Genomic DNA, 26,593 nt, shown 5'->3' on the forward strand with positions numbered 1-26,593 from the left:
TTGGTAAAGGTCTTCTTGGTCGATGACCATGAAGTGGTACGACGAGGCCTGATCGACTTGCTCGGTGCCGACCCCGAACTGGATGTGGTGGGGGAGGCCGGCTCGGTTGCCGAAGCGATGGCGAGGATTCCGGCCGCCAATCCGGACGTCGCGGTCCTCGACGTCCGGCTGCCCGATGGCAACGGCATCGAACTGTGCCGTGACCTGTTGTCGCGCATGCCCGACCTGCGTTGCCTGATCCTCACCTCATACACCTCCGACGAGGCGATGCTGGATGCGATCCTGGCCGGCGCCAGCGGATACGTGGTGAAGGACATCAAGGGGATGGAATTGGCGCGTGCGGTCAAAGACGTGGGTGCCGGCCGGTCGTTGCTGGACAACCGCGCCGCGGCCGCGCTGATGTCCAAGCTGCGCGACGCCAGCGAGCGGCCGGACCCGTTGTCGGGCTTGACCGATCAGGAACGCACCCTGCTGAGCCTGCTCAGTGAGGGCCTGACCAACAAACAGATCGCGGACCGTATGTTCCTGGCCGAGAAGACGGTGAAGAACTACGTCTCGCGGCTGCTGGCGAAGCTGGGTATGGAACGCCGGACGCAAGCCGCAGTGTTCGCCACGGAATTGAAACGCACCCGGCCTCCCGGCAATGCCTGACGAAACCCCCGACTCGGCGCTGCACCCGTTGCGGCAAACGCTGTCCCAGCTTCGGCTGCGCGAGCTGCTGGCCGAGGTGCAGGACCGCGTCGAGCAGATCGTCGAGGGCCGCGACCGCCTCGACGGACTCCTGGACGCGATGCTGGTGGTCACCTCGGGTCTGGAACTCAACGCCACCCTGCGCGCAATCGTGCACTCGGCGACCGAGCTGGTCGACGCCCGCTACGGCGCCCTGGAGGTTCACGACCGCGACAACCGCGTGATGAGCTTCGTCCACGAAGGCATTGACGAAAAGACCGTGCGCCTCATCGGCCACCTGCCCGAGGGGCTGGGCCTGATCCGACTGCTCATCGACGAGCCCAAACCGCTACGGCTGGACGATCTTTCGCAGCACCCGTCCTCGGTGGGCTTTCCGGCGCACCACCCGCCGATGCGAACCTTCCTCGGCGTGCCGGTGCGGGTGCGCGGTCAATCGTTCGGGACGTTGTATCTGACCGACAAGGAAAACGGACAACCGTTCAGCGACGATGACGAGGTGCTGGTGCAGGCACTGGCCGCGGCTGCGGGGATCGCGATTGCCAATGCGCGGCTGTACCAGCAGGCCAAGGCCCGCCAGGCTTGGATCGAGGCCACCCGCGACATCACCACCGAACTGCTCTCCGGCACCGAACCGGCTACGGTTTTCCGGCTGGTCGCCGAGGAAGCGATGAAGTTGACCAAAGCCGACGCCGCGCTGGTCGCCGTACCGCTGGATGAGAGCCTGCCGGCCGCCGAGGTTGCCGAGCTGCTGGTGATCGAAACGGTCGGTAGCGCAGTGGAATTCGTTGAAGGAGAGACGATCTCGATCGCGGATACGGTACTCGGCGAGGTGCTCGTGGACGGGGCGCCGCGCCGGCTCGACCTGATCGATATGGACGGCCTCACCGGGGCCGGCCCGGCGCTGCTGCTGCCGTTGCGGGCCGCCGACGCCGACACGGTCGCGGGCGTCGTGGTGCTGCTGCGCCAAGGTGGTCCGGCACCGTTCGGCAGCGAACAACTCGAGATGATGGCCGCTTTCGCCGACCAGGCGGCGCTGGCGCTACAGCTGGCCACCTCACAGCGCCGGATGCGTGAACTGGACGTGTTGGCCGATCGTGACCGCATCGCTCGCGATCTGCACGACCACGTCATCCAGCGACTGTTCGCCGTCGGGCTGTCGTTGCAGGGAACCGTGCCCAGAACCAGGGAAACTGAAGTGCAACAACGACTTTCAGAGGCAGTCGACGATCTGCAGGCGGTGATCCAGGAGATCCGGACAGCCATTTTCGACCTGCACGGCGCGTCCCAGGGCATCACCCGGTTGCGTCAGCGGATCGACGCCGCGGTCGGGCAGTTCGCCGGATCGGGCTTGCGCACCACGGTGCAGTACATCGGACCAGTGTCGGTGGTCGACAGCGGATTGGCCGACCATGCCGAAGCGGTGGTGCGCGAAGCCGTCAGCAACGCTGCCCGGCATGCGCAGGCCACCACGTTGACCGTCCGGATCAGGGTCGAGGACGATCTGACCATCGAGGTCAGCGACAACGGCTGCGGCATGCCCGACCTGGAATCCGACGGGATAACCACCAGCGGCCTGACCAACCTGCGCCGCCGCGCCGAGGAACTCGGCGGCAAGTTCACCATCACCAAGCAGCCCACTGGGGGAACGTTGCTGCGCTGGTCAGCGCCGCTCGTCCAATAGCTGCTCGGGCCAGTCGACGACCCGCACCAACCGGCGCCGCGGCGTAGCGGGCAGCGGATCGGCGTTGATCGGCGCCCAACCCACCCGGAGCAGCATCTGGGGGTAGCCGCTGGCCCCGAACACGTCGGCGCGTACCGCCGCACGCGTTTCCGGGATTTCCAGCGGTTCGGTGATCGGGCAGCACGCCAGCCCCATCGCCGTCGCGGTCAGCAGCACCACACTGGTCGCCTCGCCGGCGCGCAGTCGCGCCAGCGTGTCGTCGCGCTCGGTGCCGAGCGCCAGCAGCGCGGCACTGTCGTCGGCGGGCGAGATACCGGACGGCTGCGCCAGGCCGGCGCCGGCGAACAAGCGACCGGGAATCGGGGCGGCGGGGTCCGCCTGGGGAGCGCTGCGGGCCGGGACACCGGCCACCGAACCGTACCGCCCGCTCCACGTGGTGAGCTCGCGCATGTACGCGTCATCGGTCATATGGTCCAAACCGGCTTGCGCCACAATGTTTTTCATTCTGTCTACGGAGTCGACCTGGCGCAGCATGACGCCGCAGCGGGCCGCCCGGGCAGCCATCTGGGCGATGTCGCCCCCCGGCACGGGCCAGGAACTGTAGGCGCGCCGGTCGGTGCGTCGACGTGGAATGGCGGCCGCCAGCGCGATGTCGTTCTGGTCGGGAACCTGGGCCACCACCTCGATGGCGGCCAGGTGACGCGGATTGTCGGGGTCGGGAAGCCTACTGACCTTGGCGCGCCAGCCCATCGATGCCAGCGCGACCACACAGTGATGCAGCGCGACGCCGCAACTGATGATCAGATCACGACCGTCGGGGTCGGTGCTCCGCAGTTGCATGTCGGGTTCGCAGAACAGTTGCAGGCTGGTGGGCTCCACCCGCCACCGCCACGGCTGGGTGTTGTGGATCGACGGCGCGCGTGTGGCCAGGGTGAGCACCGTCCGCAGGGTTTCGGCATCCGGAAATCGGGCGTTCATCGCTACCGGGCCTTTCCTGTCGATGACTGTGGTCATCCTCCAAGGATCGTCCGCGGACGGCCGCGGCGGCAGGGCATGAAGCCCCGGCCGGGTGGGACCTTTGGCCCTGCTGGAACCGCCGCCCACCGGCGGCTGGTGGTGCTTAGGAATCCGGCCGGTGCCCGATGACGACCACGGCCGATTTCTCTGGAGGCGGTGCCGTTTCGCGCCCGGCGCCGGCACGCTAGGCGTGCACCAGAATTAACCTCGGAATACCTTCCACCGCAAGCAATTTCGTCCGATGGCTGGGCGGTGCACGCCGAGGCCGGTCCGGCCTACGACACGGTCTCGTTGGCGTCGGGCTCCGGGCCGAAAACGAAACGGCGCCCGGTGATGTCGGTGGGGGTGATCCGCACGTAATTGGGCTTGCGGGTCGCGATCCACGGATACAGCCCCGCGCGATCGGCTTCCTGGATATCGGCATCGGTCTTCAACAGGTGCGCGCGACCCCGGACGATCACACTCCAGCCTTCGGCGACGTTGTGGTCGTCGGCCTCGAAGATGACGGTGCGGTTGCCCACGGCCGAGAACAATTTGGTGCCTTCGGCGGTGCGGAACAGAATGCTCTCGCCCTGCACCACATAGTTGACCGGAAAGATCTCCGGCTCCCCGGCGAAGTTGGTCACCAGGCGGCCCAGCGCGGCCGTGCCCAGCAGATCCCAACTCTCACTTGCTGACAGAACGGTGAACGGCTCGTCGGTCATCGGCTCAACCTATCTTGTGTCTGGCGGATTTCAAGCACGTCATGGAGCGGTCGCCGGGGAGTGGGAGCGCCGAGCGGTTCCATCGCCGGACTGATGCCGACCCGAACCAGGGCCTGTGGCTCGCCCCGGCCGCCGATCAGCGCGCGCACGATGTCCCGGCTCTGCTCCGATTCGATCAAATGGGTCAGGGTGCAGGTCGCCATGCCGGCGATGGTGCATTCCAGTAGCACGGTCGAAAGCACCTCGCCACAGCGCAGCACGTCGGCCGCGGTGTCTTGGGGAGTCGACAGCACAAGGATTTTCGACCAGTCCGCTGCGATTCCGGGGCGCCGGTTTTGGCGGCCGCGGACGGGAAAATCCCGGCCCACCTCGACCCGTCGGTTTTCGGTGTCGGACGCCAGCGCGGCCGGCGGCACCCCTTCGGACAACGCGAACGGCGAAGTCCACCAATCGAGTTCGGCGTGATAGGACGGGTCGTCACGGCGCAGCGCCTCGGTGAGTCGCGACGCCTCGACCAGTTGCCGTCGCTGATGGTCGGCGAGCACGTCGATGGTGGCGACGTCGTCGTCGAACATGCCGCGCAACATCGGTTCGAACCCGTCCCAGAATGCCGGCCGGTCCAGCGGCAGCCGATCGGTTCGACGATGCAGGATCGCCTCGGCGCGATTGCGCTGCGCCGCGGTGACGTCAGTGGTCGGCGTGAAGGCGACGCTGGCGAGCAGACCAGTGTTACCGGGATCGGGAAAGCGAGTGGTGCGCGAGTTCCACCCCAGGGCAGCCATCGCGATGCGGAGGTGGTCGAGCGCGGCACCACAGCTGATGAGCGCCTCTCGACCGGAATGGTCTGTGGCGGGCACGGTTCGGCTGCGGTCGACGAACAGGTGGACGGTGTCGTCCTCGGCCAGGAACTTCCACGGCTGACTGTTGTGCACCGACGGCGCCCGGCCGGCCAGCCGGATCGCGGTCCGCAGGACCTCTGTGTCCATGGCGACGACGTTACGGGGGAGCTCAACAGACCGGTAGAGCCTTTGGTCATCACGTCAAAAACCTTGTGCCTGGCCGGATCTGGGCTATCGCGCTGACGCGTCGAACAGGCGAACCGCTCGATGTGCCGTCGTCGCGCTTGCATTGTGCTGCTGACCTGGCATTCTGAACGGATGGCAGGCAAGGAAATCGACCCGATCCGGGCCAAGAGTGCGTTGGCGGTGATCAGGCAGAACCCGGGGATCGTGCTGTTCGCGGTGTCGCCGCTGGTTGCGCTGGTGGCCGTCACCTGGATCTTCGCCGGCACCGGCTGGGGCATCCTACTGGCGCTGGCGCTGGTGGTCGCCGCCGGCGCCGTCGTCCTGCTCAGGCGCTGACGCCGCCGGGATGCGTTCGTGGTGGGGCTGGGGGACCCTGGAGGAAGCCCTCACCGAGAGGGAGACGAAAGATCTGGTGGCGCGCGTGGCAGCGCTGCTGCCCGGCCATGACCTGACCGACCACCGGCCGCCGGACCCGACCGCGCTCGGGTTACCGGGTCCGCGGATCGCCCCGCCCGCGACGCTGGGCGGGCTGTGCTCGGCGCAGATCGTCGACCGGGCCGGCCATGCGCGGGGCAAGGCGTTTCGCGACGTGGCGCGCAACCTGCAGGGCCGCCTGGATCATCTGCCCGACCTGGTGGTGCGGCCGCGACGCGAGCAGGACGTGGTCGATGTGCTGGATTGGTGTGCGCGCGAAGGGATTCCGGTCATCCCGTACGGCGGCGGCAGTTCGGTGGTGGGTGGGGTGGAGCCGCGCTTCGAGGAACCGGCGGTGACGCTGGACGTCAGCGCGATGAGCGCGGTTGTCGAAGTCGACCAGGTCAGCCGCGCGGCGCGGATCCAGGCCGGGGCGCTGGGCCCGTGGATCGAGGACCAACTCCGCCGGCATGACCTGACGCTGCGGCACTTCCCGCAGTCGTTCGCGTTCTCCAGCCTCGGTGGCTGGTTGGCCACCCGCGCCGGCGGCCACTTCGCCACCCTGTACACCCACATCGACGACCTGACCGAGTCGGTGCGCGTGGTCACCCCCGCCGGGATCAGCGAGTCGCGACGGCTGCCCGGGTCGGGCGCGGGTCCGTCCCCGGACCGGCTGTTCATCGGCTCGGAAGGCACCCTCGGCGTCATCACCGAGGCGTGGATGCGGCTGCAGAACCGGCCGCGCTGGCAGGTCACCGCGTCGGTGTCGTTCGGCAGCTGGGCCGCCGCGGTCGCCGCGACCCGCATCATCGCGCAAGCGGGCCTCTACCCGGCCAACTGCCGACTGCTCGACCCGGCCGAGGCGTTCCTGAACGCCGGCACGTCGGTCAACGGCGGCTTGCTGGTGCTGGCTTTCGAGTCGGCGGATCATCCGATCGACCCGTGGCTGGACCGGGCGCTGGAAATCGCGGCCGACCACGGCGGCACCGTGGTCGCGCGCCGGAGCCGAGACACCGCGGGTGACAACCCCGAACGGGGCGCCGGCGACGCCGCCGCGAACTGGCGCTCGGCGTTCCTGCGGATGCCCTACCAGCGCGACGCCATGGCCCGCCGGGGCGTCATCCTGGAAACCTTCGAAACCGCTTGCACCTGGGGTGGATTCGACGACCTGCACGCCGCGGTCACCAGCGCTGCCCGGGCCGCGATCGAAAAGGTATGCGGCACCGGGGTGGTGACCTGCCGGTTCACCCACGTGTACCCCGACGGGCCCGCACCCTACTACGGCATCTATGCCGCGGGCCGGTGGGGCTCCCTGGACGCGCAGTGGGACGAGATGAAAGCCGCTGTCTCCGAAGCGATCAGCACCACCGGTGGCACCATCACCCATCACCACGCGGTCGGTCGCGACCACCGTCCCTGGTATGACCGGCAACGACCGGGCCCGTTCGCGGCCGCGCTGCGCGCCGTCAAACAAACCCTGGATCCGTCCGGAATCCTCAATCCCGGAGTGCTTTTCGACCCGTGATCGACCGTGCCCTACCCGTGGCCTATGTGCAGCAGCCGGGCCAGGTTGGCCAGCTTCACCCGTGGGCGCCCGTGCGGCTCGCCGGCCGCCCGCTCGAAGGTGTCGATGACCTCCCAGTGCGCCGAGGTGACCACTTTGGGCTGGCGTTCGGTCAGCCAAGCGGCGAGCTGGTCGCGGTGATCGTCGGGGAAGTCGGCCAGGTTGCCTTGCCCGGCCGCGGCGGCCAGATCGGCGAGCAGCGTGTCGACGGTGTCCTGCGAGTCGGATTTGTTGGTGCCGATGACCCCGGTCGGTCCGCGCTTGATCCAGCCGACGACGTACTCGTTGCGGCTCTCCTCGATCCGGCCGTTGCGGTGCGGGATGGTGCCGCGCTTGTCGTCGAACGGCAGCCCGGGAGTGGGTGTGCCGCGGTAGCCGACCGAGCGGACCACCAGCTGCGCCGGAAGTTCTTCGCGCTCACCGGTGTCTTTGGCTGAGACCCAACCACTTTCGTCGGTGACCAGCTCGTTGCGGCCCAGCACGATGCTCTCGACGCGGTCGGTGCCCTTGATCTCGATCGGGGATGTCAAGAAGCGGAACACGATTCGGCGGTGGCCGGGCCGTGGCTCACGCTCGCTGTAACCGCGCAGCACCTTGATGTTCTGTTTGGTGGTCTTGCCGGCCGCCTCGGCATCCTCGTCGGTGATGCCCTCGAACTGCGCCGGGTCGACGATCACGTCCACACCCTCGAGCTCGCCGAGTTCGCGCAGTTCCAGCGTGGTGAACGCGGTCTGCAGCGGTCCGCGCCGACCGATGATCACCACCTCTTCGACGCCCTTGGGACGCAGCGACTCCAGCGCGTGGTCGGCGATGTCGGTCTGTGCCAGCACGTCGGGATCGGTGACCAAAATCCGGGCGACGTCGATGGCGACGTTGCCGTTGCCGACGACCACCGCGCGGGTCCCGGACAGGTTCGGCGTCTTTTCCTCGAAATGCGGGTGCGCGTTGTACCAGCCGACGAAGTCGACCGCGGAGATACTGCCGGGCAGGTCCTCGCCGGGAATGTTGAGCGGCTTGTCGGACTGCGCGCCCACGGCGTAGACCACCGCGTCGTACTTGTCGGCCAGCTCACTGGACTGGACGTGCTCGCCCACCACCACGTTGCCGAAGAACCGGAACCGCGCGTCGGCCGCCGTTTTCTCGAACTGTTTGCTGATCGACTTGATCTTCGGGTGGTCGGGCGCGACGCCGGAACGCACCAACCCCCACGGCGTGGGCAGCATCTCCAGCATGTCGACGACCACCTCGACGTCGTCACCGGCGTCGGCGGCCTTGAGCAGGGAAGCGGCGGCGAAGAATCCGGACGGTCCGGAGCCGACGATCGCAACATGATACGGACGCATGTCGTGCCTTCTGTTCGAGCCCGGCTGCGGCGCAAGGGGGCTGAGCTCGGGCTGAGCGTCGCAGTCGTGCGGTGCACTGGTCTCCTGATGCTAGACCGTGCGGCCGGTAACGTGTTCGCCTGTGGAACCTGACCGTCAAGCCGATATTGCCGCCCTCGACTCCACCCTGACCACGGTGGAACGGGTGCTGGATGTGGAGGGTCTGAAGAGCCGGATCGAGAAACTCGAGCAGCAGGCGTCCGACCCGAATCTGTGGGACGACCAGGCGCACGCGCAGAAGGTAACCAGCGAGTTATCCCACACCCAGGGTGAGCTGCGCCGTATCGAGGAGTTGCGGCAGCGCCTCGACGACCTGCCGGTGCTCTACGAACTGGCCGACGAAGAGGACGGCCCGGCGGCCGAATCCGCGCGTGCCGAGGCCGACGCCGAACTCAAAGCTTTGCGCGCCGACATCGAAGCCACCGAAGTGCGCACTTTGCTGTCCGGTGAGTACGACGAACGTGAGGCTTTGGTCACAATTCGCTCGGGCGCCGGCGGAGTCGACGCCGCCGACTGGGCCGAGATGCTGATGCGGATGTACATCCGCTGGGCTGAGCAGCACAAATACCCCGTCGAGGTGTTCGACACGTCCTACGCGGAAGAGGCCGGGATCAAAAGCGCCACCTTCGCCGTGCACGCGCCGTTCGCCTACGGCACCTTGTCGGTCGAACAGGGCACCCACCGGCTGGTGCGGATCAGCCCGTTCGACAACCAAAGCCGACGTCAGACGTCGTTCGCGGAGGTCGAAGTGCTGCCCGTGGTGGAGACCACCGACCACATCGAAATCCCGGAAGGCGACATCCGCGTCGACGTCTACCGGTCCAGCGGTCCGGGCGGCCAATCGGTGAACACCACCGACTCGGCGGTTCGACTCACCCACATCCCGACCGGTATCGTCGTCACTTGCCAGAACGAGAAGTCGCAACTGCAGAACAAAGTTTCGGCGTTACGAGTGCTTCAGGCAAAGTTGTTGGAGCGCAAGCGTTCCGAGGAACGCGCGGAGCTGGACGCCTTGAAGGGCGACGGCGGCAGCTCCTGGGGCAACCAGATGCGGTCCTACGTACTGCACCCCTATCAGATGGTCAAGGACCTGCGCACCGAGCACGAGGTGGGCAATCCCGCGGCTGTCCTGGACGGAGACATCGACGGGTTCCTGGAAGCAGGGATCCGTTGGCGCAACAGAAAAGATGACGACTAACACCACGTTCCATGCCATGAACCTGGCCACCGCAGCTTCGCGGTGGCACAACTTTTGGCGCGGCCACATCGGCGAGTGGATCCTCACCCGGGGTCTGCGGGTGGCCATGCTGATCATCGCCGCGATCCTGGCGGCCCGATTCGTCAACTGGGTGGCCCAGCGGGTGACCCGCAGCCTCGACGAGGGTTTCGCCGAAAGCGACGCGCTGGTGCGCTCGGAGGCCACCAAACACCGTCAGGCGGTCGCCTCGGTCATCTCGTGGGTGTCGATCGTCATCATCGCCATCTTCGTGATGATGCAGATCAGCGCCATCCTCCAGTTCTCGATCGGCGGCCTGGTCGCGCCGGCGACCGTGGTGGGCGCCGCGCTGGGTTTCGGTGCCCAGCAGCTGGTCAAGGACCTATTGGCGGGTTTCTTCATCATCGTGGAACGGCAATACGGCTTCGGTGACCTGGTGTCGTTGACGGTGTCGGGGATCGCCGCCGAAGCCCGCGGCACCGTCGAGAACGTGACCTTGCGGGTCACCCGGCTGCGGTCGTCGGACGGTGAGCTGTTCACCATTCCGAACGGCACCATCGTCAAGACAGTCAACCTGTCCAAGGACTGGGCGCGCGCGGTGGTGGACATCCCCGTGTCGACCAGCACCGACCTCAACCGCGTCAACGAGGTGCTGCACCAAGAGTGTGAGCGCGCCATGGACAACCCACTGCTGGGCGAACTGCTGTTGGATGCGCCCACCGTGATGGGCGTGGAAAGCATCGAGATCAACACCGTCACGCTGCGGCTGGTGGCCCGCACGCTGCCCGGTAAGCAGTTCGAGGCTGGCCGTCAGTTGCGGGTGCTGGTGATCCGGGCCCTGGCCCGCGCCGGCATCGTCACGGCGGCAGACGCCAAGGTCGGCGTCGTCGACGACGCGGGAATCAGCGCCCCCGACGTCGAGGAGATCGACGCCGACGCGGAGCAGTCCTCGGGTCCGGTGAAGCAGCGATGAAGCTTCAACTGAACCTGCTGCAGCGGCGGCGGGACGCCGAGCGGCGTACCCCGACGCACCTGTTCGGCGGTAGGGTCCGAACCTCGACGCTGGTGCTGATCGTGGCGTTCGCCGCGCTGTGGTGGACCTATGAGACCTACAGCCCGCAGGAAAAACCCGCGAGCACCACGCCCTCCCAGGTGGTGCCGCCGGGCTTTGTGCCCGACCCGAACTACACGTGGGTGCCGCGCACCCGGCTGCAACAGCCCACCACCACGTGGACACCGCCACCTGCCACCACCACGACCACGAAGCCGCCGCCGACGACCACGACGACCACCACGCCGTCGCCGTCGCCGCCCCCGTGCCTGCTGCCGCCGCCGTTCTGCCCGGCGACGTCAACTCCGTCGCCGACCCCCTCGCCTCAGCAACCGGAGCCGGGGCAGACGCCGACGCCCACGTCGGCCCCGGCGGCCCCACCCGGTCGCTGATTTTCGCGCCCGGCTCAGACACCCCGCTACACTGGCGTGCCGTGATGATTGCCCTGGAACATGTCACCAAGCAGTACAAATCGTCGGCACGCCCGGCCTTGGATGACATCAACGTGAAGATCGACAAGGGTGAGTTCGTCTTCCTCATCGGTCCGTCGGGTTCAGGCAAGTCGACGTTCATGCGGCTGCTGCTGGCCGCCGAGACACCGACCTCCGGGGACATCCGGGTATCGAAGTTCCACGTCAACAAGCTGCGCGGGCGCAACGTGCCCAAGCTGCGGCAGGTGATGGGCTGCGTCTTCCAGGACTTCCGGTTGCTGCAGCAGAAGTCGGTTTACGACAACGTCGCGTTCGCGCTGGAAGTCATCGGCAGACGCGCCGACACGATCAACCGGGTGGTGCCGGAAGTGCTCGAAACGGTGGGCCTGTCCGGCAAAGCCAACCGGTTGCCGCACGAGCTGTCCGGCGGCGAGCAGCAACGGGTGGCGATCGCCCGCGCGTACGTCAACAAGCCGCTGGTCCTGCTGGCAGACGAGCCCACCGGCAACCTGGACCCGGACACCAGTAAGGACATCATGGATTTGTTGGAGAAGATCAACCGTATCGGCGGGACGACCGTCGTGATGGCCACCCACGACCACAACATCGTGGACGCGATGCGCCAGCGCGTGGTCGAGTTGTCGCTGGGCAGGCTGGTCCGCGACGAACAGGGCGGCGTCTACGGGATGGATCGCTAAGTGCGCTTCGGATTCCTGGTCAACGAGGTCCTGACGGGGCTTCGCCGCAACGTCACGATGACGATCGCGATGATCCTGACCACCGCGATCTCCATCGGCTTGTTCGGCGGCGGTCTGCTGATGGTCCGGCTCGCCGACAAGTCCCGCGCCATCTATCTCGACCGCGTCGAGACGCAGGTGTTCCTCACCGAGGACATCTCGGCTAACGACCCCGATTGCAGCGGGGCGGTGTGCAAGGCGCTGCGCGACAAGATCGAGCGACGCCAGGACGTCAAGGCGGTGCGGTTCGTCAACCAGGAGGCGGCCTATACCTCGGCGATGAAGAAGTTCCCCGAGTTCAAGGAATACGCCGGAAAGGACTCCTTCCCGGCCTCGTTCATCGTCAAGCTCGCCAGCCCTGACCAGCACACCGAGTTCGCTGCCGCGATGGAGGGCCAACCCGGTGTGCGCGGCACCCTCAACGAGAAACAGCTGATCGACCGGTTGTTCGCGGTGTTGGACGGCTTGAGCAACGCGGCGTTCGCGGTGGCGCTGGTGCAGGCGATCGGAGCGATCCTGCTGATCGCGAACATGGTGCAGGTCGCCGCCTATACCCGAAGAACCGAGATCGGCATCATGCGATTAGTGGGCGCCAGCCGCTGGTATACCCAGCTGCCGTTCCTGGTGGAGGCGGTGTTCGCCGCCACCATCGGGGTGGTGATCGCGATCCTGGGCCTGATCGCGGTCCGCGCTTGGTTCCTCGAAGATGCGCTGAGCGAGTTCTACAACGCCCACCTGATCGCCAGAGTGGACTACGGCGACATCTTCTTCCCGGTCTCGCTGATCCTGCTCGCCCTCGGGGTGGCGATGTCCGGGCTGACGGCCTACACCACGCTGCGCGTCTACATACGGCGGTAGCGGTGGCCAACAAGTCGCAGTCCAAGCGACGCGCAGACGGCAGACAGATCATTGCCAGCAACCGCAAGGCCCGGCACAACTATGCGATCCTCGAGGTGTTCGAGGCCGGTGTGGCCTTGCAGGGCACTGAGGTCAAGAGCCTGCGCGAAGGGCATGCGTCGCTGGTCGACGCGTTCGCAACGGTCGACGACGGCGAGATCTGGCTGCGCAACGTGCACATCCCGGAATACCGGCACGGCAGCTGGACCAATCACGAGCCGCGGCGCAACCGCAAACTGCTGCTGCACCGCCGCCAGATCGACACGCTGATCGGCAAGATCCGCGAAGGCAACTACGCCCTGGTGCCGTTGTCGATGTACTTCTCCGAGGGCAAGGTCAAGGTCGAATTGGCGCTGGGACGAGGCAAGCAGGCGCACGACAAACGTCAGGACATGGCCAAGCGCGACGCCCAGCGCGAGGTGGTCCGGGAGCTGGGCCGGCGGGCCAAGGGGATGGGTTCCTGACCTGCCGCAGCGGGGCCTACTATCCCGAACATGGCCGACCGCCCCCTGACCCTGCTCGACAAGCGCGACGTGCTCGACGGACTTTTCGCCGTGTGGGACGACCTGGATGCGCTGCTGGACGGTTTGGATGAGACGGACTGGCAGGCGCCGAGCGCGCTGGCCGGCTGGGACGTCAAGGCCGTGGTGTCGCACATCATCGGCACGGAGTCGTTTCTGTCCGGGGTGTCCGCGCCCGAACCGGATATCGACGTCAAGGCGCTCGACCACGTGCGCAACGACATCGGCGTGATGAACGAGTGCTGGGTGCGTCACCTGAGCGCAGAACCGGGTGCCGAGGTGCTGCGGCGGTTCCGGGACGTGACCGCTGCACGACGCGGGGTGCTCGAGGCGATGTCTGACGACGAGTGGAACGCGCAGTCGTTCACCCCGGCCGGGCCGGACAGCTACGGACGGTTCATGCGGATCCGGGTGTTCGACTGCTGGATGCATGAGCAGGACATCCGGGTGGGATTGCAGCGGCCACCTACCGACGACGAACTCGTCGGACCGGCCGCCCGACTGTCGCTCGACGAGATGGCGGCGTCAATGGGGTTCGTCGTCGGCAAGCTGGGTAAAGCCCCGGCGGGTTCGCGGGTGTTGTTCGACCTGACCGGTCGGTTGGCGCGCGCCGTGCGGGTCAGCGTAGACGGCCGCGCCCAGGTGGTCGACGACTTCGGTGGTGCCGAGCCGACCGCGACGATCCGGGTGGACGCACTGCAGTTCACCCGGCTGGCCGGGGGACGGCCGATGTGCCCCGCACGCAGCCAAAACATCGAATTGGGCGGGGACGCCGAAGTGGCCCGACGCATCGTTGAAAACCTGAATTACGTTATCTGACAAGCCAAATCGGTGCGGTGGCCGGTGGACGGCCGCATATGCGATACATGTCACAAGATCGCCGCCTGTGTTGATCTTGCGCATTCCTGGGTAGCCGGTCTAGAGGGGCGCCGTTCGGCGCAGACACCCACCAAGTCAATCTAGGAGGCACCACGGTAATGACTGCCACGGATACGACCAAGCTGCTCGCGCAACTGCGAACGCTGCTCGACCTGACCCACACCGAGATCCAGATCGCCGAAACCCGCATTGTGCAGGCCCGCACCGAAGCCGTCCGCCGCGAGCTGGAGCAGAACGCCACCAACGCCCGCGAGCGCGCAGTGGCGATCGGCAACGCCATTCGCGACCTCGGCGGCTTCCCGGACGTGATCGGACCCTTCCTGGGCCGCGCGGCTGCCGCGGTGAAGGCGCTCACCGAGCAGGCGCAACCGTTCGACGAGGCGCTGCTGGGTGACCTCGCGCTCGAGGATCAGCTGCTCGATCGGGCCCGCTACGCCAAGGCCCTGGCCGTGGCCGCCAAGCAGAAGGACATCGAGAGCCTGGCAGACCGCCTGATCACCGCCCACTCGGCGACGGTGGACTGGCTCACCACGGTGCTCGCCGAAGACGCGCTGGGCGGTCCCGCGGCGCTGCGCCGCACCCCGCTGCAAGCAGCCGCGGGCACCGCGGTGAAGCTGGTCAACCTGCCGGTCAACTGGTCGGTTCGCGGGCTGGACCGGGCCTTAGACGCACTGCGCTCCGCCGGCCCGGCGTTCAACGAGCTGGTCGAGCGCAGCGGCAACGCGACCGAGATCGCCGCCAAGGCGCTCACTGCATCCCGGGACGCCGCCCTCGAGGCGGCCGAGAAGGTGACTCGCCGCGAAGGGGCCGACCGGGCCGCCGACGTGCTGCACTCCGGGCGGGCCGCGGCGGGCGTGTTGGATGCCGCGGAGCTGCCGGTCGCCGACTACGACGACCTCAATGTCAGCGAGGCCGTGGCCGCGGTGAAGGAGCTCGACGAGCCGGGGGATCTGCGCGCGATCATCGCCTACGAAGAGGCGCACAAGAACCGTCAGCGCGTCGTCTCGGCGGGCCAGACCAGGGTTGCCGCGATTGCGCAGGAGGTCGTCGGCATCAGTTAGCCGCTGTTGCCACCGAGTGCCCCCAGCCGGCGGGTTGGGGGCACTCGGTTGGGCGCTGTCGGTGCCCGGGAACAAAATGAGGTTGCTGCCGGTTGATGGCGGCGTACCATAGATTGTCCTGCCGAGAATCGGTAGGGATGCTCGAAGTAGTAAAGACAAGGGGCTGAACGGTTTCGACTTCGCGCATCGAATCAAGGGAAGCGTGCCGGTGCAGGCAAGAGACCACCGTAAGCGTCGATGCAACCAATTAAGCGCCGAGTCACATCAGCGCGACTACGCCCTCGCTGCCTAAGCGACGGCTAGTCTGTCGGACCGGGAACGCCCTCGCCCCGGACCCCGGCATCAGCTAGAGGGATCCACCGATGAGTTCGGTCGCGGGACTCATCGGGACACCAACAGCGACTGGGATCGTCATCCTGGCTGGTTCGCGTGACCAGGAGATCCGAGTAGAGGCATAGCGAACTGCGCACGGAGAAGCCTTGAGGGTATGCCGTAGGACCCGGGTTCGATTCCCGGCAGCTCCACCATTAAATAGGCTCTTCGTGAACGAGAGTGCGTCGGTGATCGGCGGATTGCCGGGAATGTTGTCGTGTCGGTGAGCTGAGGTGGGCCCTCGGCGGGTGACGATTCGGGTTCCTACACCTGCCACAACCACCACACCGAGGGAGCCCGTGCCTGAGGCTACTGCCTGCTCGCCGTCTGTTGTTGCCGGCACGATCATGCGCACCATCGAGTTGGGGGTGACGATCACTGACGCCGCAGTCGACGAGAAGCAGACCACGATCTTTTGCACGCCGGTGGCCCGTGATCCCCGCTGCCCGGACTGTGGCCACGACGGCCGCTATCGCGACACGGTCGTGCGGCCGTTGACCGATCTGCCGGTGGCCGGCTGCCCTCCTGGTGCTCAGGGTCGCAATCCCGCGCTACCGTTGTCTCACACCACAGTGCGGGCGGGCGGTGTTCAACCAGAACCTCGACAAACTTGCCGCCCCACGCTCGTCGACGACCCGTCGGTGTGCCCGATATGTATTGCGGCGGTTAATGATCGACCGCACGACCATTTCGGCGATCGCAGGCGAACTCGGGGTGTCCTGGCATACCGTCAGCACGATCGCCGTGCGCACCGTTGCGGCTGTGATCGCCGCGGCCGGACCCGATCGGCTTGACGGTGTGCGGGTCATCGGGGTCGATGAGCACCGCTGGGCTCCACGGCGACGCGGCACCGCAGGGTTCGTCACGTTGATCATCGACCTCACCCCGGTCCGCGACGGCACCGGGCCAGCACGGCTGCTTGACCTTGTCGAAGGGCGCTCCGCTGCAGCACTGAAGGCTTGGCTGGCCGATCAGACTGCCGGCGTTTCGCGAGCAGGTCGAGGTCATCGCCATGGACGGCTTCGGCGGCTACAGACCGCCGCCACCGAGGAACTGCCCGACGCCACCGCGGTCATGGATCCGTTCCACGTCGTCGCGCTGGCGGGCCTGAAGTTGGATCTGTGCCGCCAACGCATCCAGCAGCTGACCTGCGGGCACCGGGGTCGCACCGGCGATCCGCTCTACGGAGTACGCCGCTCCCTGCGCACCCGGGTGCCGTTGCTAAGCGCCCGGCAACGGGCACGATTGGAAGCGGTGTTCGCCGATGACGATCATCTCGGGGTCATGGTGACCTGGAGCGTCTATCAGCGCATCATCGCCGCCTACAGCCACCCCGACCGACGCCGCGGCAAGACCATGATGACCGCGATCATCAACTCGTTACGCCGCGGCGTCCCCGCGATCCTCGCCGAACTGGCCCAACTCGGCCGTACCCTGCACCGCCGCCGCGCCGACATCCTGGCGTTCTTCGACCACCGCGCCTCTAACGGGCCCACCGAGGCCATCAACGGCCGCCTGGAAGCCCTGCGCCGCAACGCCCTTGGCTTCCGAAATCTCCCCCACTACCGATGGCGCTCACTGCTACACAGTGGCGCCTTGCACTCACTGGTCGATGCACTCTGAATTACGAAGAGCCACTAAATATGCAACATACGGGCAGGTCAGGGCATGTTTTCGTCCTGGCCTGTTTCGTTTGTGGGCACATTTTGGGCACACTTTTTCGTCGGTTCGCCTACGAGGTCGTCCATCTTCGTCGCCACGTCGTCTAGATCGTCAGGGAACAGGTGCCCCTATTGATCGAGCGTCATCGTCGCCGTTTTGTGGCCCAACTGGGCCTGCACCGTCTTGACGTTGGCACCGCTGGCAATCATCAACGACGCCGCCAGGCGAATAACCGATGCCGTCGGCACCGAGCTACGCCACGCCCGAGGAAATGACGCACTACATCGGTGAAGCGGTAGCCGCTGATACTGCCGAACTGACCTTGACCGTCGAGACAGCGTCACGGTCGGTAGATCGGGCGTGTGATCGCCAGTTCGGCAGTGTTGATCAGCCGCAAGCCCGGTACTACACCGCCCACTACGACCGGCACCGCCGTGTGTGGATCATTCCGACCGACGACTTCGCCACGACGGACGGCCTGGTGGTCGAAACCGTTGCGGGGAAGCTGTTTACGCCCGTGGCGGGTTATCTGCCTGCGCCGGTCAACGCCGTGGTCGACGGCACGGTCTGGACTAGCCTAGTCATCGGTTCGGGGGCACCCGTGACCCCGAATGGGAGCGAAAACGGCTTGCGAATCACCGCGAAATGGGGTTGGCCGGCAGTCCCGGCACCCGTCAAGCTCGCCACCCTAATTCAAGCGTCCCGGCTCTACGCCCGCAAAAACGCGCCGTTCGGCATCGCGGGCAACCTCGACGTGGGCGAAATGCGGTTACTTGAACGGCTCGACGTGGACCTCATGACCAGCGTCCGACCCTATGCGCGCATCTGGGGAGCGGTGTAGTCATGGCCCGCCAGGTTGGACGACGCCGCGTCGGTAACGCGGTGTTGCGCGGTCATCGTCGTGGTGCGCCGCGCCGGTCGCCGCCGCGTGACAGGCGGGGCCGGTTCGCCTCGACCGGGGCCGCGCCTGCTGGCGGGTCAGCCGAGGCGCACCCGAAGCGCAACCGCCGCCGCGCTGCTGCCGGGACGGTCGTGGCCGTCGGGGCCGTGGCCGCGAGCCAGGCGCGTCGGGGCAGCCGGGTCCGTACCGCGCCCGCACGTCGCCGGGTTCGGCGCGCTCATGAGCGCCGGGTGCTGCGCGATCACGGCGGGATGGCGCTGCATCGAGGCACGCCGTTCGACTACGGGCGTGCGCGCAAGGTAGCCCGTGCCGAGTACAAGTCGCTGGCGAAGCACTACCGGAAACAGGCGCGAATCGACCGGAAACGGGCTCGAAAGCGGCGTTAGGGCTGATCTGCGTCCTCTTCCCCGGGGTCAATATCATCCGGAATTTTCGATGCCAGGTAAGCAAGGAATAACTCAGCCCCGACACCGAGGTCTCGCAACCTGCGATATGCCTCCTGCGGGGTCATTTCGTATTCGACTTTCAGGCGATTAGTCAACCTCCGTTCGCGTGACCGCACGAGGGTGATCAAACTACCGAATGCTGCGTCGTCCTTTGACTGCCGAAAGGTCATGACGATTTGTGCACCCAAAGACAGAATGAAAATCGGTCCGTAGACAGCTGCAATTGTGGCAATCGCAAGTGCAATATCGCCGGCGGCGGTGATCTGCGAAACAGTGTTACCGTAGAGCGAAGTCGTGGAGTAGAACAGGAACCGGATAATCGATGGCGACCCTGTCACGGCATACTGCTCTGGCGCAGCAACGAAAACACAACGGTTTATTAGCGTGAATAGCGCTATGGACTGAAAGAGAAGCCACAGGTACGAAAGAACGTTGAGAAATATAAGAGCGTGACTTCTCCGGTACTGCTGCAGAAGTGAGGCGTAGAAGGACATCACTTTGACAGTAAGAAGCCCCATCGAAACGCTGTTCGAAAACTTCTGCAGTTGCTCGTAATTGAAACGCTCGACCTCATCACTTCGGAGTTCCGGGTCGATCTGCAAACTTTCAAACCGGGTTCTGCCGGTCATGGTGCGCACAATTTTCTGCTGGTAACCCACAAATTTGGATGCGCGGATTCCCGCTGCAATCGTCTGTGCGTAGTGGTAGATCAACGCGATTGACAGCAGAACCGCGCAACCTGCGGCGATCGGTCCCGTCGTAGTCACAATCGCGACAACCACCACGGTGAATTCGACAGCGCGGATGAAGAACCTACGGCGGAAATGTGACGACAACGATGTAACGACGGTTGTCAAAGCTAAGATGACGTTCCAGCTTTTCAGCCAAATCAGAAACCGAGGCAGTTTCCAGAGTAGGACGATAAGGGGGAAAGCTGCGGCGTACGCCACCACAAATAGAGCCTTCTTGTGCGCCAGAAGAATTATTGCAACAACAAGCAGGATTACTAGGAACCGAAATTGAACCAGATAGCTCCACGGGCTGCCCAACTTATTGGCCAGATAGACATCGAAATCAAAGACAAAAAGCTTCAGAAAGCCTAGAACCCAGATGGCCAACCCGGCGAAGTCGCCTAGGCGGGCCATGCGCCGCCATTTTCCGTCGGACAATCCTGTTTTCCAAGGAGGCGCGAAGGGGTTACCCTCCGTCGCCTGCGCTACAGACGCGTCTACTTTGTCCCAAACTGATGATGGCATTACTCGGCCGCCTCCGACGGTTGGCTCGCTTTATCGCTTACGCCTGAAACATGACCATATTTTCCAGGGCCGATAGCTTCTCCATACGAGCGCAGAAACCGACTCGAACATGTCAGCGGGTAAATTTTGCTCTCGTAGATACTGTTGGGTCAGATTGTTGACGCGACGACGATACGTTCGCCATCGAAGTGCCACTATTATAATCACGACCATTATGGCGATCGAGTAGCGCCAGAATGCGCCGGAGTTAGGTGCCGTGAGTGCTGTCAACGCAATGACTCCAGCGAATATTGCGAAGTCGGACAACTCATCAAACGCGATGTAGCGCACGAAACTTTCGGTCGGGAGCAGCAACGCGCGGTTGTCGGCGTACGTTACGAGAACTTCTTTCGCACGCGAACCTTCTGGTAGCTTCTCCGCGATGTCGAGATCCTGAAGAATCTGCGCGCGTTGATCGCGCCGATCTTTCGTGTATCCAATGAAGGCGGCAATAAGAGTCGCCGCTGCGGCGATGATTGCCACCGATACGGGCACGATCCAAGCGCTCGACTGCACTGTATGACGCTATCGACCCGGGCCGACAGCCTGGTTGACCGCCACGCCGCGTTGTCGGGCCTTCAGTCCGCCTATTTAGCTCGGTCCGTGGTCGGACGGCTGGGCTTGCGTCGCACCCGCCAGCAACGTCCGCAGCTTGCTTCGCGATGGTTGTGGGGACGAAATCAACACCGCCGTGGCTAGGCTGTCCACCGTGTGCTGCGAGGTTGATTTGAAGGCAGCGTCGACACCGCGCCATGGGCGCATCCGTGGGCACACTTTGGGCACAGTTACACATAAATCGGGTGCATTCCGGTGAACCCCGGTGAACCTCAAATGCCTGGTCAGCGCGTTTCCAACCCTCTGGCCAGCAGGTCAAAACGGGTTCGATTCCCGGCAGCTCCACCACTCTGACCTGCACATGCTAACAACAGACCAATCAGGCTCCAGCAACAAGATCCTCAGACCGTGGTCGTCGTTCACCCGCCGGTAGCGCAATGAGCAATTTCGCTGTTGCGAAACGGGCTCGGTGGTGGTTCGTCGCTGCCGCGACACTGCTTGCCGGTTCATTGGTGGCGCTATATGTGGGTGCACGGCGAGTTGACGCCTGGGTGCATCAGCTGGAGAGCAATCACTGCGCCACGCCCTGGCCGCCTACACCAAACCTCACCGCGCCGGGGTGGGCGACCGTCGGGCTTGTTGTCCCCAACATGTTCTGCCTAGTTGCTGCGTTAGTGCTAGTCCTTATCGGAGCACACCGGTGGTGGCTGAAAGTTCTTGCGACACTTGGCGTGTTGGGTGTTCTATTGGTGACGCTGTTTATCCTGCTCATCGGGTACAGCGACGCGACCTCCGGTGTGGACCGGTACACGGTGAGTGGCAGCGATGGAGGACCGTTGTGTCCGGCTTCGTCACCGGGCAGAAGTTAGTGGCTTTGGCGGACTCGCTGAAGCGCGAGATGGAATCGACGATCACCAGGTTGGCCGGAACACCGCACGCCGCGGAAGATCGCGCACCTTATCTTGTGGCGTCCAGGATGAACTCCCGGCGAAGACCGAGCAGCACGCTGTCGGCAGTGAGCAGGCGCAATCCGGTCCGCTCGGCTTGGGCGACGAGGAGCCGATCGAACGGGTCGTGCCGGGCCAACTCCGGATAGTCGCGGATTGCTTCGGCGTGCTCGGCTGTGATGTTTAGCAACACCAGACCTTGACCTGTCAGGGCTGCGGACAACTCCGCCGGGACAGAGATCTTGCCGAGCATCGCCTTGATGGTCAATTCCCACACAGTGGCCGCGGATACATGCACACCTTGCGCCGAAGCGATCGCCCTCCGTGCCTCCGGTCCAAGCCGCGGGTTGTCATCGAGCAGCCACAGCAGCGCCTGGCTGTCAAGAAGCAGCATCGCGGCGGTGATCAGGGCCGTAGAACATCTCCTGAATATCAGGGTCCACATCGAAGCAGGAGTCGTCGTAGGCGAGCTGGCCGCGCAAGCCGCCGAACGCCACATCGACCGCTTGATGCGGTACCAGATCCGCCACCGGCTTGCCGGCCTTCGAGATGACGACGCGCTCGCCGGCGGCCACCCGCTCGAGTAGGCGAGAGAGATGTGTCTTCGCCTCGTGGATATTCACGTTCACCGTCACCGATCGATCGTAGGCAAATAGACTAAGTCTGGTCTAGTCGGCGCAGGATGCCGATCGAGGTGACTTCGGCGCCATCGGAGACTCTCCCGCGTATCCCGCCGCTCGCGCACGTCGGTCACGCACAGCTAAGCTTCGTTGGCCTGACGAGGGAGGGGTCTGCGGTGCGCGTGTTCGTACGTACGGCGGCAGTGCCATTGGCTGCCGCTCTGGTGTTCGTCGGCTGCAGCCACAAGACCGAACAGCCGCCCAAACCCAAGGTCGGCAGCTGGGGCGTGGACATGACCCAGATGGACACCTCGGTGCGGCCCGGCAACGACTTCTTCGCCTATGCCGTCGGCTCCTGGGTGAAGAACGCGAAGATCCCCGCCGACAAAGTGTGCGCGGGCGTCAATCTCGACATCCAGAACCAGCTCAACGCCGACCTGCGGGCCATCGTCGAGGGCGCCGCCGCCAAACACGCACCCGCCGGCGACATCGCCCAACAGATCGGCGATCTGTTCGCGTCCTACATGGACGAGGCGACGCTGAACAAGAACGGCGTCGAGCCGGTGCGGCCGCTGCTGGCGTCGATCGACGCCGTCAACGACCGGGTCGCGCTCAACGGGGTGCTGGTGTCGTTCAACGGCAAGACCCGGGTGGACGACCCGTTCCCGGTGTCGGTGGACATCGACCCGAACAACCCGACCCGCTACCTGCCCAATATCTGGCAGGGCGGCCTGTCGCTCGGCGACCGCGGCTACTACGTGAATACCGACCCGGAGTCGGTCGAGCTGCGCAACAAATTCGTCGCTCACGTCGCGCGGCTGCTCGGCCTGGCCGGCTACACCGATTCCCAACAGCAGGCCGAACGGCTGCTGGCGCTGGAAACCAAGCTGGCCCAAGTGCAGCTGCCCCGCGAGGATGCGCGCAACGTCGACAAGACGAACAACATCATGCCGCGCGCCGACGTCGAGCAGCTCGGCCAGGGCGCGCCCCTGCACGACATGTTCGAGGCCCTGAAACTGCCGGCGAACATCGATTTCCGGGTCGGCATGCCCGACGTATTGCGGCAGACCGCACAGCTTTTCGCCACCGAGCCGCTGGACTCGTGGCAGGCCTACATGCGCTACCAGGTTCTCGACGCCTACGGCGGCGACCTGTCGACACCGTTCGCCGACGAGCTGTTCGACTTCTACGGACGAACGATGGGCGGCGCGGAGGAACGCGCCCCACGCGTCGAGCGTGGAGTCACCCGGGTGAGCAACGGACTCGGTGACCCGGTCGGCGAACTCTACGTCGGCGCGCACTTCAGTCAGCAGACTCGCGACAAGGCGCGGGCGCTGGTGGAGAATCTGCGCAAGGCATACAGCCAGCGCATCGACGCCGCGTCGTGGATGGCGCCGGAAACCAAGAAGGAAGCCCAGGCCAAGCTCGCCGCCCTGGTCGCCAAGATCGGCTATCCCGACCACTGGAAGTTTTACGCGTCGGTCAAGATCAGCGCGGCCGACCTGATCGGCAACGACAACGCCCTCGCGGTGTGGTCGTGGAACGACGACGTCAGTAAGCTGCCCAAGCCCATCGACCGCACCGAATGGGACATGACGCCGCAGACCAACAACGCCTACTACTCGCCGCGGCTCAACGACATCGTGTTCCCCGCGGCGATCCTGCAGCCGCCCAACTTCGATCCCGCCGCTGATCCCGCGGCGAACTACGGGGCCATCGGCGCCACCATCGGGCACGAGATGAGCCACGCGTTCGACGACCAGGGTCGCAAGAGCGACGGCACCGGCATGCAGCGCGACTGGTGGACCCCCGCCGACGCCGAACGCTACGTGCGGGAGTCGAACAAGCTCGTCGCGCAGTTCAACGGGTACGAGCCGCTGCCGGGCAACCACATCAACGGGGCGGTCACGCTCGGGGAGAACACCGCCGACCTGGCCGGGCTGCGCATCGCCTACGACGCCTACAAGCTGTCACTCGGCGGCAAGGAGGCCCCGAAGATCGACGGCCTCACCGGTGACCAGCGGTTCTTCCTGGCCTTCGCGGCGAGCTGGCGGGAGATCTGCCGTCCGGAGAGCGAACGAAACCAACTGCTGTCGGACGTGCACAGCCCCGCGAAGTTCCGGGTCAACGGAATCGTCCGCAACATGGACGAGTGGTACGCGGCGTTCAACGTCCAGCCCGGCGACGCTCTGTACCTCAAGCCCGAGGACCGCGTCCGGGTCTGGTGACCCACTTAGCGCGCCCTGGAACGACTTAGCGCACCCTGGAACGACTTAGCGCACCCTGGAACGACTTAGCGCAACCTGAAACGAATTCACGGCGCCAGGCGATAACCCGAACGTACGGTTTCATGCCGCCGCGGTCAGGGAGCGCCGAAGTTGACGAAAACCAAGAGATTCAAGGCGGCCTGCAGAACGACCGTCGCGGTGAGCAGCGCGATCTCACTGGCCGCCGTCATCGCGATCGCCCCCTCCGAAGCGGACACCGCCACCGACCGGACCAAAGGCGCCACCACCGACCACAACCCCTTCAGCGGCGCCTACGAGGGCTATTGCACCTGGGGCGCCCAGGAGCAGATTCGGCTGCACACCGGCTATTACATCGCCGCGCTTACCGGTAATGCCGAAGACTGGGCCGCGCAGGCTCAGCGGGCGGGCTGGACTGTGGTGGACGAGCCGGCGCCCCGGTCGATCGCCGTCTACAGCCGCGCGATCGTGGGCGGCGTCGGACACGTTGCCTGGGTCGAGGCGTTCGACGGCGCGGGCGTCACGATCACCGAAATGAATTCCGGGGTAGGCGCCACGGCGGCCAACGGCTACCGGGGCTCCGGGTTCCACGTATTCGACACCCGCACGGTCCGCGACATCCCGGGGGTGCGCTACATCCTGATCCCGTGAGCGCCGATCCCGTGAGCGGCCGGTCAGCCGAAGGCGGCGCTCAAGAACTGCACGGCCCAGTAGGTGGCCAGGGCAGTGGACAGGGTGCCCAACAGCGCGATGACGATGAACGGCGACAGGACCAGGGCACCCAACTGCACCAGCGTGACCCAGCCGTTGTCCTCGGCGGGCAGCGCGGCCGCCGACAGCGCTGCCACGTTGGCGGCCTCGGCGTTCGCGTAGGTGTTGGCGCCCGCGGTCAGCGTTTGGACGAACTGGTCGTGGAAAGCGGTTGCCTGTCCGACCAGCTTTTGGAAGTCCTCGCCATGTGAGGCGAATACGGTGGCGATCGCCGCCGAGACTTCGTCGGCGGCGGCGGTGGCGATGTTGGTTGTCGGCGCGGCCGCCGAGATCTGGGCGAATTTCACGTCGGACCCGATGGCGGCGAGATCGCGTGCCGTGGTGATCAGGTTCTCTGGGATGACCTGCATCTTCGCGATGCTATCCACCTGGGTGCCACCGTGGCAGCGTATTTGCTGAATCTGTAGGACCGGATCGCTAGGCCGGACGGGCGACGATCACCGGAACCCTGGCCCTGTCGACGACTGCCGCCCCGACCGAGCCCAACAGCATGCCCGCGAACCCGCCCCGACCGTGGCTGCCGACCACGACTAGTTGCGCCCGTTTGGCTGCCTCGATCAGCGGACTCGCCGGGTCGCCGATCTCGATCCTGCGGCGGACGTCCACCTCGGGATACCGTTCCTGCCAGCCCGCCAGCCGCTCGGCGAGCGTCTCCTCCTCTTCGGATAGCTTGGCGTCCCAGTTGACGTTGGAGAACACCTCTTTGAAGTCGGACACGCGCAGATCCGTCCACGCGTGCAGGGCTACCAAACCGACACCTCGTCGCGATGCTTCGTCGAATGCAATCGCGGTTGCCGTTTCGGACGCCGAGGAGCCGTCGATGCCCACCAGCACCGGCGCCCGGGCGGGATCGGCGACCATCGGTTCCCCGTCGTGTACCACCGCGACCGGACAATGCGCGTGATAGACCAGCCCAGAACTCACCGAGCCGAGGAAGTTGCGGACCAGCACGCCGCCGTGTCCTCGGTAGCCCACCACGACCATCTCCGCGCCCTTGGAGAGCTCGACCAGCGTCGGCACGGTGGCCGCACAGACCACCTTGGTGTCGATCCGCAGCTCACCAGAGCGCTGTTCGGCGACTGCGATCGCCGTGTCGATGAAATCGTGCGCCCGCTTGTCCTGCCAGCGCCGCAGACCGGCGGGCGCGGGAAGCTGCGCCCAGGTCAGCGGGGCGTTGACGACATGGACCAAGGTCAGGGGGCTGTTGCGCAGCGCGGCGTCGTTTGCCGCCCAGCGGACGGCGGCCAGCGCGTCTGGCGAACCGTCGACGCCTACCACAACCGCACGACGTGACGGCTGCACCATGTCAGCTCATTTCTGATCGGCGCATCGCCGGCGCCGCGGGTGCATAGTCGGCTCCGGATCCAGGGACTTTGGACACTAGTTGCTGCAGCATCCCGTCGGTAATCTTGCCGTCTGTTGCACAGTTGGGTCTAGCGCCGGGGGTTCAGCCGTGATGGCCACCTTAGGATTCCGGGCCGGTCGAGCGCTTTCGCTGCTGGCTGCCA

The 26,593-nt window shown here is 65.6% G+C and carries 26 protein-coding genes and 1 other RNA gene; 17 read left to right on the forward strand and 10 right to left on the reverse strand.

What is annotated here, in order from left to right; genetic code table 11:
* Complete coding sequence (gene devR, locus MKCMC460_RS08820) at window positions 1–651, forward strand: two-component system response regulator DevR (RefSeq protein ID WP_236981538.1); 651 nt, start codon at window positions 1–3, stop codon at window positions 649–651.
* Entirely contained in the window at window positions 644–2,371 is a 1,728-nt protein-coding gene (locus tag MKCMC460_RS08825; RefSeq protein ID WP_238305563.1) for a GAF domain-containing sensor histidine kinase, read from the forward strand. The genes devR and MKCMC460_RS08825 overlap by 8 nt, the downstream gene beginning before the upstream one ends.
* On the opposite strand, the gene MKCMC460_RS08830 is transcribed toward MKCMC460_RS08825, so the two are convergent.
* The 3 genes from MKCMC460_RS08830 to MKCMC460_RS08840 all read right to left on the reverse strand — a co-directional run bounded on the left by MKCMC460_RS08830 (window position 2,351) and on the right by MKCMC460_RS08840 (window position 5,078).
* Window positions 2,351–3,349, reverse strand: coding sequence for an NAD(P)H nitroreductase (locus MKCMC460_RS08830; protein WP_236983900.1), 999 nt, complete (start codon window positions 3,347–3,349; stop codon window positions 2,351–2,353). The genes MKCMC460_RS08825 and MKCMC460_RS08830 overlap by 21 nt on opposite strands.
* Before the next feature lie 314 nt (window positions 3,350–3,663).
* Window positions 3,664–4,092, reverse strand: a complete 429-nt coding sequence (locus MKCMC460_RS08835; RefSeq protein ID WP_236981539.1) for a pyridoxamine 5'-phosphate oxidase family protein — start codon at window positions 4,090–4,092, stop codon at window positions 3,664–3,666.
* The gene (locus MKCMC460_RS08840; protein ID WP_236981540.1) at window positions 4,089–5,078 is read right to left on the reverse strand and encodes an NAD(P)H nitroreductase; all 990 of its coding nucleotides are present in this window, start codon (window positions 5,076–5,078) and stop codon (window positions 4,089–4,091) included. The genes MKCMC460_RS08835 and MKCMC460_RS08840 overlap by 4 nt, the downstream gene beginning before the upstream one ends.
* 171 nt (window positions 5,079–5,249) lie before the next feature.
* Between MKCMC460_RS08840 and MKCMC460_RS08845 the strand changes: the two genes are divergently transcribed.
* Window positions 5,250–5,453 (forward strand): hypothetical protein, encoded by a 204-nt coding sequence (locus MKCMC460_RS08845; protein ID WP_236981541.1) that lies wholly within the window; start codon window positions 5,250–5,252, stop codon window positions 5,451–5,453.
* Between the two features lie 10 nt (window positions 5,454–5,463).
* Window positions 5,464–7,056, forward strand: a complete 1,593-nt coding sequence (locus tag MKCMC460_RS08850; RefSeq protein ID WP_236981542.1) for an FAD-binding oxidoreductase — start codon at window positions 5,464–5,466, stop codon at window positions 7,054–7,056.
* Window positions 7,057–7,067: 11 nt separating this feature from the next.
* Here MKCMC460_RS08850 and MKCMC460_RS08855 read toward each other — a convergent pair whose 3' ends face one another.
* Window positions 7,068–8,438, reverse strand: a complete 1,371-nt coding sequence (locus MKCMC460_RS08855; RefSeq protein WP_236981543.1) for an FAD-dependent oxidoreductase — start codon at window positions 8,436–8,438, stop codon at window positions 7,068–7,070.
* Window positions 8,439–8,559: 121 nt separating this feature from the next.
* Between MKCMC460_RS08855 and prfB the strand changes: the two genes are divergently transcribed.
* The 11 genes from prfB to MKCMC460_RS08915 all read left to right on the forward strand — a co-directional run bounded on the left by prfB (window position 8,560) and on the right by MKCMC460_RS08915 (window position 18,145).
* Complete coding sequence (gene prfB / locus MKCMC460_RS08860) at window positions 8,560–9,675, forward strand: peptide chain release factor 2 (protein ID WP_236981544.1); 1,116 nt, start codon at window positions 8,560–8,562, stop codon at window positions 9,673–9,675.
* Window positions 9,665–10,666, forward strand: coding sequence for a mechanosensitive ion channel family protein (locus tag MKCMC460_RS08865; RefSeq protein WP_236981545.1), 1,002 nt, complete (start codon window positions 9,665–9,667; stop codon window positions 10,664–10,666). Before prfB ends, MKCMC460_RS08865 begins: the two co-directional genes overlap by 11 nt.
* Window positions 10,663–11,136, forward strand: coding sequence for a hypothetical protein (locus MKCMC460_RS08870; RefSeq protein WP_236981546.1), 474 nt, complete (start codon window positions 10,663–10,665; stop codon window positions 11,134–11,136). The genes MKCMC460_RS08865 and MKCMC460_RS08870 overlap by 4 nt, the downstream gene beginning before the upstream one ends.
* A gap of 44 nt (window positions 11,137–11,180) precedes the next feature.
* The gene (gene ftsE, locus MKCMC460_RS08875) at window positions 11,181–11,873 is read left to right on the forward strand and encodes a cell division ATP-binding protein FtsE (protein WP_236983902.1); all 693 of its coding nucleotides are present in this window, start codon (window positions 11,181–11,183) and stop codon (window positions 11,871–11,873) included.
* On the forward strand, window positions 11,874–12,770 hold the full coding sequence (gene ftsX, locus MKCMC460_RS08880) for a permease-like cell division protein FtsX (protein ID WP_236981547.1): 897 nt from the start codon (window positions 11,874–11,876) through the stop codon (window positions 12,768–12,770).
* A gap of 2 nt (window positions 12,771–12,772) precedes the next feature.
* On the forward strand, window positions 12,773–13,273 hold the full coding sequence (gene smpB, locus MKCMC460_RS08885; protein WP_236981548.1) for an SsrA-binding protein SmpB: 501 nt from the start codon (window positions 12,773–12,775) through the stop codon (window positions 13,271–13,273).
* Window positions 13,274–13,303: 30 nt separating this feature from the next.
* Complete coding sequence (locus tag MKCMC460_RS08890; protein ID WP_236981549.1) at window positions 13,304–14,149, forward strand: maleylpyruvate isomerase family mycothiol-dependent enzyme; 846 nt, start codon at window positions 13,304–13,306, stop codon at window positions 14,147–14,149.
* A 158-nt stretch (window positions 14,150–14,307) separates the two neighbouring features.
* Window positions 14,308–15,270: a ferritin-like domain-containing protein gene (locus MKCMC460_RS08895; RefSeq protein ID WP_238305564.1), complete on the forward strand. Its 963-nt coding sequence runs from the start codon at window positions 14,308–14,310 to the stop codon at window positions 15,268–15,270.
* A gap of 159 nt (window positions 15,271–15,429) precedes the next feature.
* Window positions 15,430–15,797, forward strand: a transfer-messenger RNA (tmRNA) gene (gene ssrA / locus MKCMC460_RS08900).
* A 430-nt stretch (window positions 15,798–16,227) separates the two neighbouring features.
* Window positions 16,228–17,265: an ISL3 family transposase gene (locus MKCMC460_RS08905; RefSeq protein WP_238305566.1), complete on the forward strand. Its 1,038-nt coding sequence runs from the start codon at window positions 16,228–16,230 to the stop codon at window positions 17,263–17,265.
* Between the two features lie 310 nt (window positions 17,266–17,575).
* Complete coding sequence (locus MKCMC460_RS08915; RefSeq protein WP_236981550.1) at window positions 17,576–18,145, forward strand: hypothetical protein; 570 nt, start codon at window positions 17,576–17,578, stop codon at window positions 18,143–18,145.
* A 442-nt stretch (window positions 18,146–18,587) separates the two neighbouring features.
* Here the strand turns inward: MKCMC460_RS08915 and MKCMC460_RS08920 are convergent, their stop codons facing one another.
* The 4 genes from MKCMC460_RS08920 to MKCMC460_RS08935 all read right to left on the reverse strand — a co-directional run bounded on the left by MKCMC460_RS08920 (window position 18,588) and on the right by MKCMC460_RS08935 (window position 22,083).
* A complete protein-coding gene (locus MKCMC460_RS08920) occupies window positions 18,588–19,907 on the reverse strand; it encodes a hypothetical protein (protein WP_236981551.1) in 1,320 nt (439 codons plus the stop codon).
* A 30-nt stretch (window positions 19,908–19,937) separates the two neighbouring features.
* Window positions 19,938–20,462, reverse strand: a complete 525-nt coding sequence (locus MKCMC460_RS08925) for a hypothetical protein (protein ID WP_236981552.1) — start codon at window positions 20,460–20,462, stop codon at window positions 19,938–19,940.
* Window positions 20,463–21,458: 996 nt separating this feature from the next.
* A complete protein-coding gene (locus MKCMC460_RS08930) occupies window positions 21,459–21,893 on the reverse strand; it encodes a type II toxin-antitoxin system VapC family toxin (RefSeq protein WP_236981553.1) in 435 nt (144 codons plus the stop codon).
* Complete coding sequence (locus MKCMC460_RS08935) at window positions 21,829–22,083, reverse strand: type II toxin-antitoxin system Phd/YefM family antitoxin (RefSeq protein WP_236981554.1); 255 nt, start codon at window positions 22,081–22,083, stop codon at window positions 21,829–21,831. Before MKCMC460_RS08935 ends, MKCMC460_RS08930 begins: the two co-directional genes overlap by 65 nt.
* 161 nt (window positions 22,084–22,244) lie before the next feature.
* On the opposite strand from MKCMC460_RS08935, the gene MKCMC460_RS08940 reads away from it, so the two are divergent.
* The gene (locus MKCMC460_RS08940; protein WP_238305570.1) at window positions 22,245–24,296 is read left to right on the forward strand and encodes a M13 family metallopeptidase; all 2,052 of its coding nucleotides are present in this window, start codon (window positions 22,245–22,247) and stop codon (window positions 24,294–24,296) included.
* 198 nt (window positions 24,297–24,494) lie between these two features.
* Window positions 24,495–24,965 (forward strand): CHAP domain-containing protein, encoded by a 471-nt coding sequence (locus MKCMC460_RS08945; RefSeq protein ID WP_238305572.1) that lies wholly within the window; start codon window positions 24,495–24,497, stop codon window positions 24,963–24,965.
* Window positions 24,966–24,988: 23 nt separating this feature from the next.
* Here the strand turns inward: MKCMC460_RS08945 and MKCMC460_RS08950 are convergent, their stop codons facing one another.
* Together MKCMC460_RS08950 and MKCMC460_RS08955 are read right to left on the reverse strand one after the other, a co-directional pair.
* A complete protein-coding gene (locus MKCMC460_RS08950) occupies window positions 24,989–25,435 on the reverse strand; it encodes a PE family protein (protein ID WP_236981557.1) in 447 nt (148 codons plus the stop codon).
* 67 nt (window positions 25,436–25,502) lie between these two features.
* Window positions 25,503–26,390: a universal stress protein gene (locus MKCMC460_RS08955; protein WP_236981558.1), complete on the reverse strand. Its 888-nt coding sequence runs from the start codon at window positions 26,388–26,390 to the stop codon at window positions 25,503–25,505.
* Window positions 26,391–26,593 lie beyond the last annotated feature (203 nt).

The sequence above is a fragment of the Mycobacterium sp. 20KCMC460 genome, from assembly GCF_022179425.1.
Classification (GTDB): Bacteria; Actinomycetota; Actinomycetes; order Mycobacteriales; family Mycobacteriaceae; genus Mycobacterium; species Mycobacterium kiyosense.

Coding starts and splice junctions, on each gene's coding strand:
- MKCMC460_RS08825 (WP_238305563.1), top strand. CDS start 644: ATGCCTGACGAAACCCCCGACTCGGCGCTGCACCCGTTGCGGCAAACG.
- MKCMC460_RS08830 (WP_236983900.1), bottom strand. CDS start 3,349: ATGAACGCCCGATTTCCGGATGCCGAAACCCTGCGGACGGTGCTCACC.
- MKCMC460_RS08835 (WP_236981539.1), bottom strand. CDS start 4,092: ATGACCGACGAGCCGTTCACCGTTCTGTCAGCAAGTGAGAGTTGGGAT.
- MKCMC460_RS08840 (WP_236981540.1), bottom strand. CDS start 5,078: ATGGACACAGAGGTCCTGCGGACCGCGATCCGGCTGGCCGGCCGGGCG.
- MKCMC460_RS08845 (WP_236981541.1), top strand. CDS start 5,250: ATGGCAGGCAAGGAAATCGACCCGATCCGGGCCAAGAGTGCGTTGGCG.
- MKCMC460_RS08850 (WP_236981542.1), top strand. CDS start 5,464: ATGCGTTCGTGGTGGGGCTGGGGGACCCTGGAGGAAGCCCTCACCGAG.
- MKCMC460_RS08855 (WP_236981543.1), bottom strand. CDS start 8,438: ATGCGTCCGTATCATGTTGCGATCGTCGGCTCCGGACCGTCCGGATTC.
- MKCMC460_RS08865 (WP_236981545.1), top strand. CDS start 9,665: ATGACGACTAACACCACGTTCCATGCCATGAACCTGGCCACCGCAGCT.
- MKCMC460_RS08870 (WP_236981546.1), top strand. CDS start 10,663: ATGAAGCTTCAACTGAACCTGCTGCAGCGGCGGCGGGACGCCGAGCGG.
- ftsE (WP_236983902.1), top strand. CDS start 11,181: ATGATTGCCCTGGAACATGTCACCAAGCAGTACAAATCGTCGGCACGC.
- MKCMC460_RS08890 (WP_236981549.1), top strand. CDS start 13,304: ATGGCCGACCGCCCCCTGACCCTGCTCGACAAGCGCGACGTGCTCGAC.
- MKCMC460_RS08895 (WP_238305564.1), top strand. CDS start 14,308: ATGACTGCCACGGATACGACCAAGCTGCTCGCGCAACTGCGAACGCTG.
- MKCMC460_RS08915 (WP_236981550.1), top strand. CDS start 17,576: ATGACGCACTACATCGGTGAAGCGGTAGCCGCTGATACTGCCGAACTG.
- MKCMC460_RS08920 (WP_236981551.1), bottom strand. CDS start 19,907: ATGCCATCATCAGTTTGGGACAAAGTAGACGCGTCTGTAGCGCAGGCG.
- MKCMC460_RS08930 (WP_236981553.1), bottom strand. CDS start 21,893: ATGTGGACCCTGATATTCAGGAGATGTTCTACGGCCCTGATCACCGCC.
- MKCMC460_RS08950 (WP_236981557.1), bottom strand. CDS start 25,435: ATGCAGGTCATCCCAGAGAACCTGATCACCACGGCACGCGATCTCGCC.
- MKCMC460_RS08955 (WP_236981558.1), bottom strand. CDS start 26,390: ATGGTGCAGCCGTCACGTCGTGCGGTTGTGGTAGGCGTCGACGGTTCG.